Below are 17,052 nucleotides of genomic sequence, written 5' to 3'. Positions count from 1 at the left end.
TGCCCATACCGCCTTTGCGCCGCGGTGCAAGGCAAACTGTGCCACTCGGTTGATCTATATTGGTGCAATTGCACTTCATTGGTGCGCTTCATCCACATCCGCCCCTGGAGCCCGCCCCGAAGAAACACGCCGTATCGCCCTCGGGCTTACCCTATGACAGGCATCATCCATGCTGAAAAGCGGCATCGTATCGACATGATCTGCCGAAAAACCGGGCTGTGAAGGGGATACCACGAGGCCTTTCTCGGTGACTCGGGTAAACATGCTGCGCCACCATGATGGCCGATCACTGAAGTGGTGCATTCGATCTGCACATTGCGTATTTATCAGAATTTAAATCCGATTATTTATGGTATCGCGGACTCTTGTTTTGATTGGCGCTCTTTTTGCTGTGCCTTGTCATCCCCATGATGGCGACATCAGGGGGCGGGGGAGCGCAAGATTGGGGGTTGGGACGGCAAGGTGAATGGGTCGCCGCCATCAGCCCCAATGCGGCCTGGTTGTCGGGCAACGGATGCCACCATCAAATCGGATCTAAGGAGTCATATGGAAGGTGAAATGACCATGCAGCCAGCGGCCGCGGGCAGGGGGCTGGCCCATACCCTCAAGGACGATGTCTACGGCATGGTGCTCGGGGTCATGTTTATCGCCGTGGGGCTCAATCTGCTCAAGTGTTCCGGCATGATCACCGGCGGCATCGCGGGCATCGCCCTGCTGATCGCCCATGTCAGCACCCTGCCCATCGGCGTGCTCTTCTTCCTGGTGAACCTGCCCTTCATGGTGTTCTGCTACGTCACCATGGGGCGCGCCTTCACCCTCAAGACGCTGATCGTCAACGTCGCCCTCTCGGCGGCCACCCAGGCGGTGCCGCTGCTGCTGACGGTGAGCTATGTCCATCCCCTGTTTGCCGCCCTGGTGGGGGGAACCTTCCTCGGCATGGGGGTCTTGTCTCTGGCGCGCCACAATGCCTCCGTGGGGGGCACCGGCGTGGTGACGCTCTGGCTGCAACGGCGCACCGGCATCAATGCAGGAAAGAGCCAGATGGTGCTGGATGTGCTGGTGTTTGCGCTCTCTCTGCTCACCCTGCCGCTTCCCCTGCTGCTCTGGTCAACCCTGAGTGCGCTGGCCATGAACGCCATGCTGATGAACTGGCACAAGCCGGGCCGCTATCAGGGGAACTGACCGCCGGTCTGGCTGACGGCTGTGAGTGGAAAAAAGGCCGTTCCGGGAGACTGGCGGCAGAAAGGGGCTCAACGGCAAAAAAGATCATCTTGTCGGGAAAAACGGCATGGTTACGGCTGAATTTATTGGTTTTTTGCCCTGTTGGTGGCGTTAAATCGGGCTACGCCATAAAAAATTCAAAAAACTTCTTTACCACTGCCCAATGCATGAGTAAAATTTGTCGGCAATATTTTACACCCCCACTCCTCAACGGTGAGATATTGCCATGCTCAGGATTGCCAAAGAAGCGCTGACCTTCGACGATGTACTGTTGGTTCCAGCCCACTCCACTGTTCTCCCCAATACCGCCGACCTGCGTACCAAGCTCACGTCTGCGATCACGCTGAATATTCCGATGATCTCCGCTGCCATGGACACAGTGACCGAAGCCCGTCTGGCTATCGCACTGGCCCAGGAAGGCGGTATCGGCTTCATTCACAAGAACATGTCCATCGAGCAGCAGGCTGCCGAAGTGCGCAAGGTCAAGAAGTACGAGAGCGGCGTGGTCAGCGACCCCGTTACCGTGCGCCCTGACATGACCATCGCCCAGATCAAGGAGCTGAGCCACAAGAACGGTTTCGCCGGTTACCCCGTGGTGACTGACGGCAACCAGCTGGTGGGCATCATCACCGGCCGTGACGTGCGCTTCGTCATCGATCTCTCCCAGACCGTCGAACAGATCATGACCCAGAAAGATCGTCTGGTGACCGTGCGTGAAGGGGCCCCTCGTGAAGAGGTGGTGGCCCTGATGCAAAAGCACCGCATCGAGAAGGTGCTGGTGGTCAACGGCGACTTCAAGCTCAAGGGCATGATCACCGTGAAGGACTTCCAGAAAGCCGAGCGCAAGCCCAACGCCTGTAAAGACGAGCGTGGCCGTCTGCGGGTCGGTGCCGCCGTCGGTGCCGGTGCAGGCAACGAAGAGCGCGTCGCCGCCCTGGTGGAAGCCGGTGTGGACGTGCTGCTGATTGACTCCTCCCACGGCCACTCCCAGGGCGTGCTGGATCGCATCAAGGCGACCCGTGAAGCCTATCCTGACCTGCAAATCATCGGCGGCAACGTCGCCACCGCCGCTGGCGCCAAGGCGCTGGTGGAAGCGGGTGTCAACGCCGTCAAGGTCGGTATCGGCCCGGGCTCCATCTGTACTACCCGTATCGTGACCGGCGTGGGCGTGCCCCAGATCACCGCCATCTCCGACGCCGTCGACGCCCTGAAAGGCACCGGCGTGCCGGTGATTGCCGATGGCGGCATCCGCTTCTCCGGCGACGTGGCCAAGGCCATCGCCGCGGGCGCAAGCTGCGTCATGGTGGGCTCCATGTTTGCCGGTACCGAAGAGGCGCCGGGCGAGATCGAGCTCTATCAGGGCCGCTCCTTCAAGTCCTACCGCGGCATGGGCTCTCTGGGTGCCATGTCCAAGGGCTCCAGCGACCGTTACTTCCAGACCGATAACGCCGCCGACAAGCTGGTGCCGGAAGGGATCGAAGGGCGCGTGCCGTACAAGGGCCGCCTCAAAGAGATCATCCACCAGCAGATGGGCGGCCTGCGCTCCTCCATGGGTCTGACCGGCAGCGCGACCATCGACGACATGCGCACCAAGGCCGAGTTCGTGCGCATCTCGGGCGCCGGGATGAAAGAGTCCCACGTTCACGACGTGACCATTACCAAAGAAGCCCCCAACTACCGGATGGGCTGATGAAACGGGGCTCTACGCCCCGTTTTTCCACCCTTTTTTTATCCCGTGCTTTTTGTGACAACATCAGCCTGATGCAGGAATAAAATGACTAAAGACATTCACGCCCACCGTATCCTTATCCTGGATTTCGGTTCCCAGTACACCCAGCTCATCGCCCGTCGCGTCCGTGAAATCGGCGTCTACTGCGAGCTGTGGGCCTGGGATGTAACCGAAGAGCAGATCCGCGAGTTCAACCCGAGCGGCATCATCCTCTCCGGCGGCCCGGAATCAGTGACCGAGGCGGGCAGCCCGCGCGCCCCCGAGTACGTGTTCAACGCCGGTGTGCCGGTGTTCGGTATCTGCTACGGCATGCAGACCATGTCCGAGCAGCTCGGCGGCAAGGTGCAGTCCTCCAACCTGCGTGAATTCGGCTACGCCCAGGTCGAAGTGCTGGGCCAGTCCGGCAAGACCAGCGCCCTCTTGCGCAACATCGAAGACGCCATTGCTGACAACGGCAATGCCCTGCTGGATGTCTGGATGAGCCACGGCGACAAGGTCACCGAGATCCCCGCCGGCTTCACCACCATCGCCCAGACCGCGACCTGCCCCCACGCCGCCATGGCCGACGAAGCCAAGCGCTTCTACGGCGTGCAGTTCCACCCGGAAGTGACCCACACCCGTCAGGGTGCCCGCATGCTGGAGCACTTCGTCAAGGACATCTGCGGCTGCGAGTGCCTCTGGACCCCGGCCACCATCATCGACGACGCCGTTGCCCGCATCCGCGAGCAGGTGGGTGACGACGAGGTGATCCTGGGCCTCTCCGGCGGCGTGGACTCCTCCGTGGTCGCCATGCTGGTGCACCGCGCCATCGGCGATCGCCTGACCTGTGTCTTCGTCGACAACGGCCTGCTGCGCCTGAACGAAGGCCAGCAGGTGATGGACATGTTCGGCGATCACTTCGGCCTGAACATCATCAAGGTCGACGCCGAAGAGCGCTTCCTCTCCGCTCTCGCGGGTATCGACGAGCCGGAAGCCAAGCGCAAGACCATCGGCCGCGTCTTCGTCGAAGTGTTCGACGACGAGTCCAAGAAGCTCAAGAACGCCAAGTGGCTGGCCCAGGGCACCATCTACCCGGACGTCATCGAATCCGCTGCCAGCAAGACCGGCAAGGCTCACGTCATCAAGTCCCACCACAACGTCGGCGGCCTGCCGGAAGAGATGAAGATGGGGCTGGTGGAGCCGCTGCGCGAGCTGTTCAAGGACGAAGTGCGCCGTGTCGGCCTCGAACTCGGCCTGCCCTACGACATGCTCTACCGTCACCCCTTCCCGGGTCCGGGCCTGGGCGTGCGCGTGCTTGGCGAAGTGAAGAAAGAGTACTGCGACCTGCTGCGCAAGGCTGACGCCATCTTCATCGAAGAGCTGCGCAAGGCCGACCTCTACAACCAGGTCAGCCAGGCGTTCGCCGTCTTCCTGCCGGTGCGCTCCGTCGGCGTCATGGGCGATGGCCGCAAGTACGACTGGGTCATTGCGCTTCGCGCCGTCGAGACCATCGACTTCATGACCGCCCACTGGGCTCACCTGCCGTACGACTTCCTCGGCCACGTGTCGAACCGCATCATCAACGAGATCAACGGCATCTCCCGCGTGGTGTACGACGTCTCCGGCAAGCCGCCTGCCACTATCGAGTGGGAGTGATCCGGCGTCTGGCACTGGCTGGCATCTAGTAGCACTAAAACACACCTAAGCCCGCGTCACTGCGGGCTTTTTTGTGATTTCGTTCAGCACCGCCTGGCAACATTTGGCATCGCCAAGCACCGTTTTTTCATGGCATGATGGATGGCATTGAATGCTTCTATGCCATGAGAAGTCGCCAATACCATGCAACCACCTTGCGGATGTTCATGGTATCGAATTTGTGTAAGACGATGATTTAATTGTTGTTTTGCGCCAGGATGGGCCGGTTTTCTGATCATGGTATTTGAGCTGAATCAGGGCGAGAACCATGTTGACCGATACCAAGCTGCGCAACCTCAAGCCGAAGGACAAGCTCTACAAGGTGAATGACCGTGACGGCCTCTATGTAGCCGTCACGGCCGCCGGAGCGATCTCGTTCCGCTACAACTACTCGATCCACGGTAGGCAGGAGACCATCACCTTCGGCCGCTACGGTGTCGGCGGCATCACCTTGGCGGAAGCCCGCGAGCGGTTGGGCGAGGCCAAGAAGATGGTCGCGGCCGGGAAGTCACCGGCCAAGGAAAAGGCGCGGGACAAGGCCCGCGTCAAGGACGCGGAGACGTTCGGGGCCTGGGCGGAAAAGTGGCTGCGCGGCTACCAGATGGCCGACTCCACCCGCGACATGCGCCGCTCGGTCTACGAGCGCGAGCTGAAGCCGAAGTTCGGCAATCAGAAGCTGGTGGAGATCACCCACGAAGACTTGCGCGCGCTGACCGATGCCATCGTCGAGCGCGGCGCGCCGGCGACAGCCGTGCATGTCCGCGAGGTGGTGCTCCAGGTCTTTCGCTGGGCCATCGAGCGCGGCCAGAAGGTCGAGAACCCGGCCGAGCTGGTGCGCCCGACGACCATTGCCAAGTTCGAGCCGCGCGACCGTGCGCTGACGCCCGACGAGATCGGCCTGATGTACCAGTACATGGAGCGCATCGGCACAGCGCCATCCATTCGGGCGGCGGCCAAGCTGCTGCTGTTGACGATGGTGCGCAAGAGCGAGCTGACTAACGCGACATGGAGCGAGATCAATTTCAGCGACGCGCTTTGGACGATCCCGAAGGAGCGGATGAAGCGGCGCAATCCGCACCTGGTGTTCCTGTCCCGGCAGGCGCTGGACATCTTCATTGCCCTGAAAACCTTCGCAGGGGGATCGGACTACGTGCTTCCGTCGCGGTATGACTCGGATTTACCCATGAGCAGCGCCACGCTCAACCAGGTGCTGACGCTGACGTATCGGCTGGCGCAGAAGGAGGGGCGGTCGCTCGCCAAGTTCGGGCCACATGACTTGCGGCGCACGGCCAGCACGTTGTTGCATGAAGCCGGCTACAACACGGACTGGATCGAGAAGTGCCTGGCACACGAGCAGAGAGGCGTCAGGGCCGTCTACAACAAGGCCGAGTACCGCGAGCAGCGCACGGCGATGTTGCAGGACTGGGCGGACATGATCGACGAATGGACGCTGAGACGGCCGAAGGTGTAAACCAGACGAAGGCAGGTTAGGCAGCGCCGCCTGAGCATCGAGGCATGGCCTCGGGTTTCATTGACACTTGAGGGGCGCAGCGTTTTAGCCGCTAAAAGGGGCAGCAGAGCCGCCGGCCACGGCAGACGGAGTGAAGCCAGGGCGCATGGCCTGAGTGCCCGACGACTTCCGCGCCTCTATCCATTCCTCGACCTCGGCCAAGTCCCAGGCGACGTTTCGGCTGGTGAGTGCGATCCGGCGCGGAAACTCCCCGCGCTGCTCCATGTTGAAGATCGTGCGCTCAGACAGCGGGATCATCGCCAGTAGCTTCTTCCGATTGATGAGCGTCTTGCTTGTCGTTGCCTGCATCCCCTGGCCTCTTTCAGTCACTTGCGAACATGTGCCTGATGGTGCCTGGCAATGCGGATTGTTTCGTCCTATTAGTTGGTCAATTAGGTTGACGCCGTGAGCGCGGCTTTGTACTCAAGCGGAACATTGCGGGGATCGCCGCCAGCGCCTTCGATACCGCTTGGCGCTCGATGCCGAGCTTTCGCGCAATCTCCGACTGATTGAGTCCAGACCACTGGAGCATCAGCATCTGCTTTTTGCGATCCGATAGCTTCGAGTCCACCATCAGCCGTGCTTGATTGCGCAGCTCTGCCTTGTCCGCCGGCTGTAAGGTTTGGCCCGCGACATAGTGGAAGAAGTAGCTGTCAACCAGTTGATCGCCCGATTTCACTTGGGCAGTGGCCGGCTTCGCGCATTGCTGGTTGAGTCTCGCCAGTTCGAGGTCGAATTGCGCGAGGGATCGCCTTGCTTGTCTGTAGACAGGGTTCCATGCGCCGCTCGGCAATTTAGGCCGGTGATCCAGGCAATACAGGCTGCTTAGTCGAAGCTTTTCCTCTGGATCGTCCGCCTTCGGATCATCGCTCCCGCCGGCGAATGAGGTCAGCTCGGCGAGTGATCCGCAGAACCGGCAGAACCCCTGGAGGCGTTCGCCATTCAGTCGGGTGTCGCGCACCTTCGACTTCACCGGCCGTTTGCAGGCGCAGTCCCATACAAGCCCAATCAACGATTCGAGTGTCGCAACAAACCGCCGATCTCTTGGCGTCTGCCTATCCTCCGTTTTGATGAACTGGCGCAGCAACTGCCGCTGCATGCGAACCATCGCATCAAGTCCAACCAGTCGAATGATCCCGCTGAGGCCCACCCCTGTCCCTGCTCCGGGGATATGGCCCAAGTAGCGTTGTGGCAGCGTCGCCGTGTACGCAGCCACGGCGGGGTCAATGAGTTCCTGTATCAGCCCAACGATGGGGTAGCGCCGCGAGGAGGCGGAATACGGCCGCCAGCGATCCTCAAACTGCTCGATGGCTTCCGAGACAGTGGGATCGCAGCCTTCCCAGATGACAATGGTTGGATCGTTCTTCATGTCAACCATTTTGGACAACTAATAAGATGTAGGCAACCCCCAATAGCGCCTAACCTTCGTTGCAATTCAGTTGATAACGGAGGTTTACGCAATGACGATAGAAGACACGCTGCTGCAACGCTTTGGCCCGCTGCTGAGCATGGCGCAGCTCGCCTCTGTCCTGGATCGATCGCCTGATGGATTGCGGATCAGCCTGCGCGCGACGAACGAGTGGACGCAGCGGATCAACAAGGCTCGGTTGAAGATCGGCCGGCGGGTCTACTTCCGAACCTCGCAGATCGCCGAGGCATTGAGCGACGAGTCCCTGTACGGAACGGGGAACTGAGTCATGGCGATTGATGTACTGGCGGCGTTCGAGCATGAACCGCCGGTGCTGGACTTCATATGGCCGGGCTTCCTCGCGGGAACCGTCGGCGCGCTCGTCGCCCCAGGGGCCACTGGCAAGAGCTTCTGGGCGCTGGAAGCGGCCATGAGCATCGCATGCAGCGTGGCCGGCGGCGACCTCGTGGGACTTGCTCCCGCGCACACCGGGCGCGTGGTCTATCTGGCCGGGGAAGACCCACCGCCCGCGCTTGTGCGGCGCATTCATGCCATCGGCCAGCACCTCGGGCACGCGGCTCGTCAAGCCATCGCGGAGAACCTCGCGCTTGAGCCGATCATGGGCAAGCGCCTGGACATCATGAAAAAGGCCCACTTGCGCCGCGTTATTGAGGACGGTGCCGGGGCGCGGCTGATCGTGCTGGACACCCTGAGCCGCATTCACACTCTCGATGAGAACAGCAACGGCAACATGGCCCACCTCGTGGCCGTACTGGAGCACGTTGCTGCCACCACGGGTGCATCCGTGCTCTACCTGCACCACGTCAGCAAGGGCAGCGCCCGCGAAGGGCAGACCGACCAGCAGCAGGCCGCGCGTGGCGCGTCCGCGCTGATCGACAACGCCAGGTGGTGCGGTTACGTCGCCCGCATGACCGAGGACGAGGCGAAGCGCCTCAGCGACCGCGCCCATGACCGGCAGCCCATCGGCGATGAGCGGCGCGGCTACTTCGTGCGTTTCGGCGTCAGCAAGCAGAACTACGACGCCACGCCGCTTGATCGCTGGTACATGCGGCACGCCGGCGGCGTGCTGGTGCCGGTGGAGCTGTATGAGGCCAGCAGGAATGAGGAAAGACGTGATGGTCGGAGGCGAGGCGATGGCTTTTGACCTCACCCATGCCAGGCACGATCCAATGCACTGCTTGGTCCCCGGCTTGTTCCGCAGTCTCAAGCGCGGCGAACGGAAGAGGCTCAAGCTCGATGTGACGTATCACTACGCCGAAAATGAACAAGCGCGGTTCGTCGGCTTCGAGCCTCTTGGTGCTGATGACATGCGGCTGCTGCAAGGTCTTGTGGCTCTTGGAGGACCGAAGGGCATCATCCTGACGCCAGAGCCAACAGCGGACTTGCCGAAGCAACTCCGTCTATTCCTTGAGCCGAAGTTCGACGCGGTAGGGCAGGATGCGCTGGTCGTGAGAGAGAGTATGACCAGCCTGCTAGGCGAAATCGGCTTGACCGATGGCGGCGACAATATCAGGGCGATCAAGGCGAGCTTGCTGCGCATGGCAAACGTGACGGTGGTAGTCAGCAAGGGAAGCAGGCAAAGGTCTTTTCACCTGATGAGCTACGCCTTCAATGAGGAGGACGGGCGGTTGTTCGTCGCGCTGAATCCCCAGATTGCGGAGGCGATTCTTGGGAGGCGCCCGTATACCCGCATCGAGATGGCCGAGGTGCGGGCGCTACAAACCGACCCGGCCCGCCTGATTCACCAACGGCTATGCGGCTGGATCGATCCCGGCAAAGCCGGGCGCGTGGAACTCGATACCCTTTCTGGCTACGTCTGGCCGGACGAGGCGAACGCCGAGGCCATGAAGAAGCGCCGCCAGAAGGCCCGCAAGGCTCTGGCCGAGCTTGCCACCGTGGGCTGGAAGGTCAGCGAGTATGCGGCAGGGAAGTGGGAAATTGGCAGGCCGAAGCCCGTAGTAACGTTCCCCAAACTCCGTAGCAATGTTCCCCTTCACCCGTAGCAACGTTCCCCGTCTCAAACCGGAAAACACAGCAACGGCGCGGGCTTGCGGCTAGTTCGCAAATTCCATCCATGATCTTCCAAGATCATCCACTAGGCGCGGTGCTTGCCGCCGCCCTTTAGGGCGACGCCAAGCCCTTGCCGCTTGCCGATGGTCGGCCTTCGGCCGTTGAGTTGTACGCCAGAAGGGGGGGCAGCTCCGGGCGGTTCTTTTAGCGGCTAAAACGCTGCGCCCCTCAAGTGTCAATAGGCAGGTGTTGTATGTTGTATGTTGTATGTTGTAGCGCGCTACAACATACAACAGTTCAAATCCATTCCCGGTCACGTCATGAGGCCGGCCCTTCTTTCGCGCACACGTCGAGCTGCAGCATCGCCATTTCCGGCGAGGCTGGCCATGTCCGGGCCACGGTCGACCATCGCCACATCCGACGATGCACCGAGGGCCCCATCGTCAGTTCCGACGATGGCGGCCGCCGGCGCTCGAGCTCGCATCGCCGCCTCTGACGATGTGATCCACTCTTTGACACTTGAGGGGCCGAGCGGCGGGGGATTCTCTCGGCCTCCCTCTTGGCGTTCAACCTTCCGTGCCGAATGGGCTGCCATCCCTATTTCGATGCGCGTGCCAGTGTCATCGGCTCCATGTCAACCGTTTCGGCCAATTATTGGAATGTTGTGTAGGCGGGCACTCCGTAACCTTCGGAGTAGTTCAGTTGATAACGGAGGTTTACGGACATGGCGACGACAGAAAGCAGCTATCCAGACGAGCTGGCCGCACGGCTCGCTCATCAGCAGCAGACCTCGCAGATAAAGCGCAGGGACTACCTGGCCGCTTTCATGGCGGCGCGCGCGGACGTGAAGGAAGCGATGGAGGCCGGCTACGCGCTCAAGATCATCTGGGAGCACATGCGCGAGATTGGGCGAATCCCTTTCCGCTATGAGACGTTCCTGAAATACGTTCGCCAGCACATCACCAATGCGCCGCCTGGCTCCACGGGTCAGGGCACGAAGTGAGCAAAGTCCCATGCTCAATCGCTGCAAGCGCATGGCTGAAACGCTGTTACCGGCCTCTTGGATCGCTGCAAGCACACGGACGTTGGCAATTTCCGTTGGTTTTCTCGCTGCTGGCGCGCTGTTGCGAAGCAATGGTGCGGTTACAGCGCGAAATTCGATGAGTCATACGAGACAAAAACAACGCCGTAAGGCGGGCAGGATGTGTGAAGTAGGCCCACCGGCAAGCCGGTTGTCCTTCTTCACTGTCCCTTATTCGCGCGGGGCGCTCAACGGGCATCCTGCTCTGCGAGGCTGCCGGCTACCGCCGGTTGGAGGACAAATGGGCGACGAGAATCGAATCACCAGGAAGGGCAGCCCACCGATCAAGGTGTACTGCCTTCCAGAAGAACGCGAACTGATTGAGGCGAACGCCAAGATGGCGGGAATCAGCATGGCGCGCTACCTGCGCGACGTAGGCCAGGGCTACCAGGTCAGGGGTGTCATGGACTATCACTATGTGCGCGAGTTGGTGCGAGTGAATGGCGACCTTGGCCGGCTGGGCGGATTGCTCAAGCTATGGCTGACCGACGATCCGCGCACAGCCCGGTTCGGCGATGCCACGATCCTTGCCCTGCTGGGTCGGATCGAGGCCACCCAGGACGAAATGAGCCGGCTCATGAAGTCGGTGGTGCAGCCGAGGGCCGAACCTTGAGAGTTTTAGCAGCTAAATTACCGTGTGCTGCACGCGACACAAGCCCCTTCCAGGCCGCCAGCCTGGGCGTTATCAACTCTTGGGAGAACGCATAAGGCCAGGGACACCCCGTAAGGGCCGAGAACAGAATCACCGAAGCCCGGGCCTCAGTGCCAAGGGCGATACCGATTAGCTAGTGGCGTAGCTCTTCGATGAAACCTTGCCGTGGGCAAGCGCGAGCTTGGTCAAGGCATTGCCTTTCTTTCATCGAATGGAGATTGCGACCATGAAGCACGTCCGTTTTTTAGCGGCTAAAACCGCGCTCGCCGCCGCTCTGGCCGGCAGCATCATCATCACCCCGGCGCAGGCAGGCATCCCCGTCATCGACGGCGGCAACCTGGTGCAAAACGTCATGACGGCCATCGAGTCGGTGGCGCAGACGCTCAAGCAGATCGAGCAGTACCAGACCCAGTTGCAGCAGTACGAAAACATGCTGCAAAACACAATGGCCCCGGCCGCGTATATCTGGGATCAGGCGCAGTCCACCATCAACGGATTGATGGCCGCCACCGACACGCTGAACTACTACCGGAATCAGCTCGGCAGCGTCGATGCGTACCTGGGCAAGTTCCAGGATGTGGCCTACTACCGTGGTTCGCCGTGCTTCTCGGCCGCCGGGTGCTCGGATGCCGAGCGCGCCGCGATGGAGCAAAACCGCAGCCTGGCGAGCGAGAGTCAGAAGAAGGCGAACGACGCGCTTTTCAAGGGCCTGGAGCAACAGCAGCGCAACCTTTCCGCCGATGCTCGCCAGCTCGAACGGCTCCAGTCCGCCGCGCAGGGCGCGACCGGGCAGATGCAGGCCATCGGCTACGCCAACCAGCTCGCCGCCAACCAGGCAAACCAGCTCCTGCAAATCCGTGGCCTGCTGATCGCACAGCAGAACGCCGCGACCGCCAGGATGCAGGCGCAGGCCGACGTAGAGGCGCAACAGCAGGCCGCCGGCGCGACTTCCAGGGAATCCAGGATCGAGCGCACGGCCAACCCAAGAAACTGGCTCGAACTGACCCGCTGACGGAGGCCCTGCACCATGAAGAATACGATGCTGCTTGCCGGCCTCGTGGTGGTGCTGGTGGCTGGTTGCGACAACAAGCCAGCCATCCCGCCCATGCCCGAGGTCAATGACACCAATTGCCAGATTGAGGCGATCACGAAGATCGAGGATAGGGCCACGCGCGAGAAATTCGCCGGGCTGTGCTCGCGCCGGTCGCCGGCCGCCGGCGGCATCGCGCCGACCGAGAAGCCCATGAACTGGCTCGAACTGGCCGACCCGAAAGACCAGAAGGAGGCGAAGCCATGAAAGCACTGCACAAGGCGGCGCTGATCGGCGTCGCCCTCGCGCTTTACTCCACCGCCGCGTCGGCCCAGCTCACCAACCAAGGGATGCTTGACCAGGTGGTGACGGAGTTCGCCACGCGGGCCACGTCCTGGCAGACGGTGGTGATGAATGCCGCGATGTTCCTGTTCTGGACGCTGGGCACGATCTCGCTGGTTTTCACGTTCGGCTTCATGGCGCTGCGCAAGGCCGACATTGGCGAGTTCTTCGCCGAGTTCATCAGGTTCATCCTGTTCTTCGGCTTCTTCCTCTGGCTGTTGCGCTATGGCCCGACCTTCGCCAACTCGATCATCCAGTCACTGGCCCGGCTTGGTGAGCAGGCGTCTGGGGTGGCGTCGGTGACACCCTCGGGCATCGTGGATATTGGCTTCATGATCTTGAAGCAGGCATTCAGGAACTCGTCGATCTGGTCGCCCGTGGATAGCTTCATCGGTGTGGCCTTGAGCGTCGGCATCCTGATCCTGCTGGCCGTTGTCGCCGTGAATATGTTGCTGCTTCTCGTGTCAGGCTGGCTGCTGATGTACGCCGGTATCTTCTTCCTTGGCTTCGGCGGCTCGCGTTGGACGTCAGACATGGCGATCAACTACTACAAGACCGTGCTGGGCGTGGCCGTGCAGATCATGACGATGGTGCTCCTGGTCGGCATCGGGAACGACCTGCTTTCCAGCTTCTACGCCAGGATGAACACCGGCACCCTGAACTTTGAAGAGCTGGGCGTGATGCTCGTTTTCTGCGTGGCGTTGCTCATGCTGGTCAATCGCGTGCCCCCGCTTGTCGCCGGCATCATCACCGGCTCGGGTATCGGTGGCGCTGGTGGCATCGGCAACTTCGGTGCAGGTGCCGCCATCGGTGCGGCTATGGGCGCGGCGAGCATGGCCGCCGGAGCGGCAAGCGTGGCTGGCGCGGCCGTGATGGGCGGTGCAGCCTCGGCCGCCGGCGGCATGTCGGCGATTAAAGCAGCGTTCGAGAAAGCAGGGGCCAGCGCCGGTGGCGAATCGGGCGGAATGCCCATGTTTGGTGGTGGTGCTGGCGGTGATTCCGATGCTGGATCGTTCGCGCAGGCGGCGGGCTTTGGTGGCGGCGGTTCCAGTGCCGGCACAAGTACGCCGCTCGGCCAGGCGGCCGGCTTCTATAACTCGGGAAGCTCCAGCAGTTCGGGCAGCAGCGGCCAGAGCAAGGTGGCACAGCAGACCAGCCACGCCGACAGCTCGGGCAGCGGTTCCAGCTCGAAGGCCAGCAGCGACGCCGGCAGCTCGAAGGCCGGCCAAGGTGCGGGCAGCCTTCTCGCGGCGACGGCTGCGAACCTGGCGCATGGCATTGGCGACGTTGCGAAGGCCAAGGCGGCCAGCATCCGCGACGCCGCTGCCGAACGCATCGCCGACACCACTGGCGGAAAGATCGCCGCCGCGATCCGGGCGAGCAGCCAGACAGACCAGGCGGCCGAGGATGTGCCCAGCTTCGGCGGCAACAGCCTGGCAGGGGCCGATTCGGCTGCTGCTGATCCTGATGATGAAGTGGCCACGTTCGCCAACCGCGACAAGGAGGTATGACGATGACGCCGAGAGGATTTTTCGATTGCCTGGACCTTGCCGCTACCGAGCAGCGCCAGGCACAGGCGGTTGAGGTTGAGCCGGTCGACGATCAATCGACTGATGCAGACCCCGCGGCAGAAGTTGCGGCCTTTGTTGATCGACCCGCCTCGCCCGTCATTGAGGCCACCAAGCCGGCGGCCAGGTCGGGCGGCAACGCCAGCAGCTACGGCAGCAGCGCGAGAAGCACGCCGCTGGCCGAGGCCGCCGGCTTCTACGGCACCGGCAGCCGATAAGCGCGCCGGCCGGCGTGGGGCCGGCCGACACTTCCACAACCCACCTGTTTGAGAGGTGAATCATGGCAACCCTGAATCCTACCAATGCAACGCAGGCCGTTCATCATGCAGCCGTGCAGCTCGCCGCGCTCGACTGGCTCGACCAGGACGCAGCGCGGCAGCTAGGGCCGCTCGCCGAGGCCGTCGCAAATGCCTTCATGGTCGTCTTCTACCAGGCCGAGACGGGCCGGGCGACGCCTGCTGACTTCCGCGAGGCCCTGGAGGCGGTGCGGCAGTCACTCCGTGCCGCGTAGGCACGCGCACCAGGAACAGCAAGGGCGGCCAGTGGCCGCCCTTGTCGTTTCCGGGCCTGCATCGTCATAGCCGGCGATGTGCGCCGGCGTGCTCGAGCATCGCCAGATCGGACCATGACGGCCGCTCTGGCTTTTCCCCTTGGCGTGGATCTCGCATCGTCATTTCCGGCGATGAGATCCCCGCGCACCAAGTCGCGCACATGGTGCTGCAGCACCGTCAGGAATGGCGATGCTGGCCAGCTCCCTACTCGATGCCGTGCATGACTTTGGCCCGCGCTGCAACTGCGCGGGCGTGCTCGACATAGGCCTGGTCGCCGGTGGCCTCGGCTTCGGCCAGGAACGCGGCCACGGTCTCGGTGCTGGTCAGCCATTTGGCCGGGTCAAACGGTGTCAGCATTTCACGGCCAGCAGCCTTCGTCATCTGGCGAAGTGCAATCAGTAGCTCGCCCTTGTCGCCATCCTCAAGGATGCTGTTCAGCAGTTCCACGGCATAGGCCGGGTCTTTGCGGAACGTTTCGACCATCGCGTCGTCATGTAGGCGTGCGCGCACCTGGTCAGCTTCCAAGGCATCACAGGCCGGCCACTCGCGACCAACGGCCGGCGCATCTACCCATTCGCGTTGTTCCGGCGGCAGTGGATATCCGCCGGCGGCTTCGGCCTCGGCCAGCAGCTCGGCCAGGGTGTAACGCACCTGGTCAGGCGTGGCGGCGCGGGCCGGGTCGGCCTTCAAGGCGTCATAGGCGGGGCCTGCCTTCTCATACAGCCAGTTTTCAAGGCTCTTCGGTTCGGTCATTCTTATCCCCTATTGTCAGGTCTACGCGCAGGCCGGTGCGGCTATCTGCAATCGCTTCGTCGGGTTCCTTCCTGCCCATGATGACTCCTTTGTGCGGGGATTGCTGTATTGTTTGCTAGCAGTGGCTTTCTGAGCAATCTCAAGGAAATCATCCGTCAATCTGGCAGTGCTCATGATCTTTCCCTGAACGCCCGCAGCGCCCGCGACAGGGACAGCAGGAACAAGCCGGTCAAACCGAGCGCCGCGATGACCCAATGCTCGCCGAGGAACGCGCCGGCGGTCGTACCGGCCAGCACGACGGCGAGGATGGGCAGGTGGCAGGGGCAGGTCAGCACAGCCAGTCCGCCCCACAGGTAGCCGGTAATGGGCTTGCGCTCGGGGCCGTTCATGGCAACGCCCCTTCCTGCCGGGCGACCTCGGCACGCAGCGCGCTCAACTGCACCTCCAGGCCCGCAAGCGCCCGCTGTCGCCGTTCGACGAGTTGGCGCAGCTCGGTGAGCCACACCGCCGCTTCACCCGCATCCGGCGCATCGAGCGCCCGGCACAGCCGGGTCAGCACGTCCAGGCCGACCCCCGCCTCGAAGGCGGCCCGCACGAAGCACAGTCGCTGCAAGGCGGCGTCATCGAACAGGCCGTAGCCACCCGTGGTGCAGGCGACTGGCCGCAGCAATCCGCGCAGCAGGTAGTCGCGCACGATATGCACGCTCACCCCGGCATCAAGGGCCAGCCGGGACACCGTGTAGGCGTTCATCGAACACCTCCTTTTGGTCGGTTCACGGCAATGCATATACCGTTTCGCCGAGTTCAATCCGCGCGCTGCGAATCCGATGCCGGTGCCGTAGAACATTGGGTCGATATCCGATCACGGTGTCCTAGATGACATGGTCTGCAACAGATGTCGATTAAACTCCTGGCCCAAGCCGAAAGCCTCGTGGACACTGACGATCGCCAATCCTTCCAATCCTTGATGCTTGGAGGCCCAGTCTTCCGCCGTCGGGACAGATGCAAAGAAATGTACATGGCAACAGAAGGACTGACGAACGTCGGCTGCTTCCTGCGGCAATACCAAGGACACCGCCATGCCGGCAGGTTCGACAGCCTGTATCTCGCTGGGTGAAACCGTGAGTGAAACGGGTGCTCCGGTTGCAGCGCAATGCGATGAGACGCGAGCTGTACGGCCGATCAGCGCCGGAAATATCAAGGTGTCCAGCGCGCACCAGGCATACAGACGGCGGTCGTCAATTTCAAAGACATACGAAGTCTCGCGCAAGGTGAGGCCGTAGCCGATGATGTTCCCATCTTTGTCATATTCGGTACTGGTGGCCTGTTCGAGTACGGCGGCCACTCGCTCAGCGGGCCAGTCGAGAATCCCGGCAAGTGTCGTTCGTGAAACCGGACGCCCCTTGGCGAGTTCCCGCAGTAGCGGGACCAAGAGATCCGCAGTACCATTGGTACGATTGACCGAAGTGAGACGTTCTAAAATATATGGGGCGAGCTTCATG

Annotated in this window: 20 protein-coding genes; 14 read left to right on the top strand and 6 right to left on the bottom strand. The window is 62.0% G+C overall.

Features of this window, described 5'->3' with window-relative positions; all coding sequences use genetic code 11:
- Positions 1-546: 546 nt before the first annotated feature.
- From ACPW74_RS10545 to ACPW74_RS10530, 4 genes are all read left to right on the top strand, one after another.
- The gene (locus ACPW74_RS10545; RefSeq protein ID WP_010674548.1) at positions 547-1,182 is read left to right on the top strand and encodes a YitT family protein; all 636 of its coding nucleotides are present in this window, start codon (positions 547-549) and stop codon (positions 1,180-1,182) included.
- Positions 1,183-1,447: 265 nt separating this feature from the next.
- Positions 1,448-2,911: an IMP dehydrogenase gene (gene guaB / locus ACPW74_RS10540; protein ID WP_113977327.1), complete on the top strand. Its 1,464-nt coding sequence runs from the start codon at positions 1,448-1,450 to the stop codon at positions 2,909-2,911.
- 84 nt (positions 2,912-2,995) lie between these two features.
- Positions 2,996-4,585 (top strand): glutamine-hydrolyzing GMP synthase, encoded by a 1,590-nt coding sequence (guaA, locus tag ACPW74_RS10535; protein WP_010674550.1) that lies wholly within the window; start codon positions 2,996-2,998, stop codon positions 4,583-4,585.
- A 307-nt stretch (positions 4,586-4,892) separates the two neighbouring features.
- Positions 4,893-6,095 (top strand): tyrosine-type recombinase/integrase, encoded by a 1,203-nt coding sequence (locus ACPW74_RS10530; protein ID WP_022579757.1) that lies wholly within the window; start codon positions 4,893-4,895, stop codon positions 6,093-6,095.
- An 84-nt stretch (positions 6,096-6,179) separates the two neighbouring features.
- Here the strand turns inward: ACPW74_RS10530 and ACPW74_RS10525 are convergent, their stop codons facing one another.
- Together ACPW74_RS10525 and ACPW74_RS10520 are read right to left on the bottom strand one after the other, a co-directional pair.
- Positions 6,180-6,443: a helix-turn-helix transcriptional regulator gene (locus tag ACPW74_RS10525; protein ID WP_022579756.1), complete on the bottom strand. Its 264-nt coding sequence runs from the start codon at positions 6,441-6,443 to the stop codon at positions 6,180-6,182.
- A gap of 79 nt (positions 6,444-6,522) precedes the next feature.
- Positions 6,523-7,503 (bottom strand): hypothetical protein, encoded by a 981-nt coding sequence (locus ACPW74_RS10520; protein WP_022579755.1) that lies wholly within the window; start codon positions 7,501-7,503, stop codon positions 6,523-6,525.
- A gap of 91 nt (positions 7,504-7,594) precedes the next feature.
- Between ACPW74_RS10520 and ACPW74_RS10515 the strand changes: the two genes are divergently transcribed.
- The 10 genes from ACPW74_RS10515 (at position 7,595) to ACPW74_RS10470 (ending at position 14,757) form a co-directional block, all read left to right on the top strand.
- Positions 7,595-7,828: a hypothetical protein gene (locus ACPW74_RS10515; RefSeq protein ID WP_022579754.1), complete on the top strand. Its 234-nt coding sequence runs from the start codon at positions 7,595-7,597 to the stop codon at positions 7,826-7,828.
- Between the two features lie 3 nt (positions 7,829-7,831).
- Positions 7,832-8,707: a helicase RepA family protein gene (locus ACPW74_RS10510; RefSeq protein ID WP_022579753.1), complete on the top strand. Its 876-nt coding sequence runs from the start codon at positions 7,832-7,834 to the stop codon at positions 8,705-8,707.
- Positions 8,679-9,566 (top strand): replication protein C, IncQ-type, encoded by an 888-nt coding sequence (gene repC, locus ACPW74_RS10505; RefSeq protein WP_022579752.1) that lies wholly within the window; start codon positions 8,679-8,681, stop codon positions 9,564-9,566. The genes ACPW74_RS10510 and repC overlap by 29 nt, the downstream gene beginning before the upstream one ends.
- A 731-nt stretch (positions 9,567-10,297) precedes the next feature.
- Positions 10,298-10,576, top strand: coding sequence for a TraK family protein (locus tag ACPW74_RS10500; protein ID WP_022579751.1), 279 nt, complete (start codon positions 10,298-10,300; stop codon positions 10,574-10,576).
- A 319-nt stretch (positions 10,577-10,895) separates the two neighbouring features.
- On the top strand, positions 10,896-11,267 hold the full coding sequence (traJ, locus tag ACPW74_RS10495; protein WP_022579750.1) for a conjugal transfer transcriptional regulator TraJ: 372 nt from the start codon (positions 10,896-10,898) through the stop codon (positions 11,265-11,267).
- Between the two features lie 265 nt (positions 11,268-11,532).
- The gene (gene trbJ, locus ACPW74_RS10490; RefSeq protein WP_022579749.1) at positions 11,533-12,318 is read left to right on the top strand and encodes a P-type conjugative transfer protein TrbJ; all 786 of its coding nucleotides are present in this window, start codon (positions 11,533-11,535) and stop codon (positions 12,316-12,318) included.
- A 15-nt stretch (positions 12,319-12,333) separates the two neighbouring features.
- Complete coding sequence (gene trbK, locus ACPW74_RS10485) at positions 12,334-12,603, top strand: entry exclusion lipoprotein TrbK (RefSeq protein ID WP_022579748.1); 270 nt, start codon at positions 12,334-12,336, stop codon at positions 12,601-12,603.
- Positions 12,600-14,189, top strand: coding sequence for a P-type conjugative transfer protein TrbL (trbL, locus tag ACPW74_RS10480; RefSeq protein ID WP_022579747.1), 1,590 nt, complete (start codon positions 12,600-12,602; stop codon positions 14,187-14,189). The genes trbK and trbL overlap by 4 nt, the downstream gene beginning before the upstream one ends.
- 2 nt (positions 14,190-14,191) lie before the next feature.
- Positions 14,192-14,464, top strand: coding sequence for a hypothetical protein (locus ACPW74_RS10475; protein WP_022579746.1), 273 nt, complete (start codon positions 14,192-14,194; stop codon positions 14,462-14,464).
- A 62-nt stretch (positions 14,465-14,526) separates the two neighbouring features.
- Entirely contained in the window at positions 14,527-14,757 is a 231-nt protein-coding gene (locus ACPW74_RS10470; protein WP_000212713.1) for a type I toxin-antitoxin system ptaRNA1 family toxin, read from the top strand.
- A 244-nt stretch (positions 14,758-15,001) separates the two neighbouring features.
- Here the strand turns inward: ACPW74_RS10470 and ACPW74_RS10465 are convergent, their stop codons facing one another.
- The 4 genes from ACPW74_RS10465 to merB all read right to left on the bottom strand — a co-directional run bounded on the left by ACPW74_RS10465 (position 15,002) and on the right by merB (position 17,051).
- Complete coding sequence (locus ACPW74_RS10465; RefSeq protein WP_022579745.1) at positions 15,002-15,550, bottom strand: hypothetical protein; 549 nt, start codon at positions 15,548-15,550, stop codon at positions 15,002-15,004.
- 170 nt (positions 15,551-15,720) lie between these two features.
- The gene (gene merE / locus ACPW74_RS10460; protein WP_022579744.1) at positions 15,721-15,939 is read right to left on the bottom strand and encodes a broad-spectrum mercury transporter MerE; all 219 of its coding nucleotides are present in this window, start codon (positions 15,937-15,939) and stop codon (positions 15,721-15,723) included.
- Positions 15,936-16,301, bottom strand: coding sequence for a mercury resistance co-regulator MerD (gene merD, locus ACPW74_RS10455; protein ID WP_022579743.1), 366 nt, complete (start codon positions 16,299-16,301; stop codon positions 15,936-15,938). Before merD ends, merE begins: the two co-directional genes overlap by 4 nt.
- A gap of 111 nt (positions 16,302-16,412) precedes the next feature.
- Positions 16,413-17,051 (bottom strand): organomercurial lyase MerB, encoded by a 639-nt coding sequence (gene merB, locus ACPW74_RS10450; RefSeq protein ID WP_000761850.1) that lies wholly within the window; start codon positions 17,049-17,051, stop codon positions 16,413-16,415.
- Position 17,052 lies beyond the last annotated feature (1 nt).

This window comes from Aeromonas sp. INTO2, assembly GCF_049860605.1.
GTDB classification, from domain to species: domain Bacteria; phylum Pseudomonadota; class Gammaproteobacteria; order Enterobacterales; family Aeromonadaceae; genus Aeromonas; species Aeromonas caviae.
The sequence above is the reverse complement of the archived record's forward strand: the minus strand, read 5'-3'. Positions and strand labels throughout refer to the sequence as shown.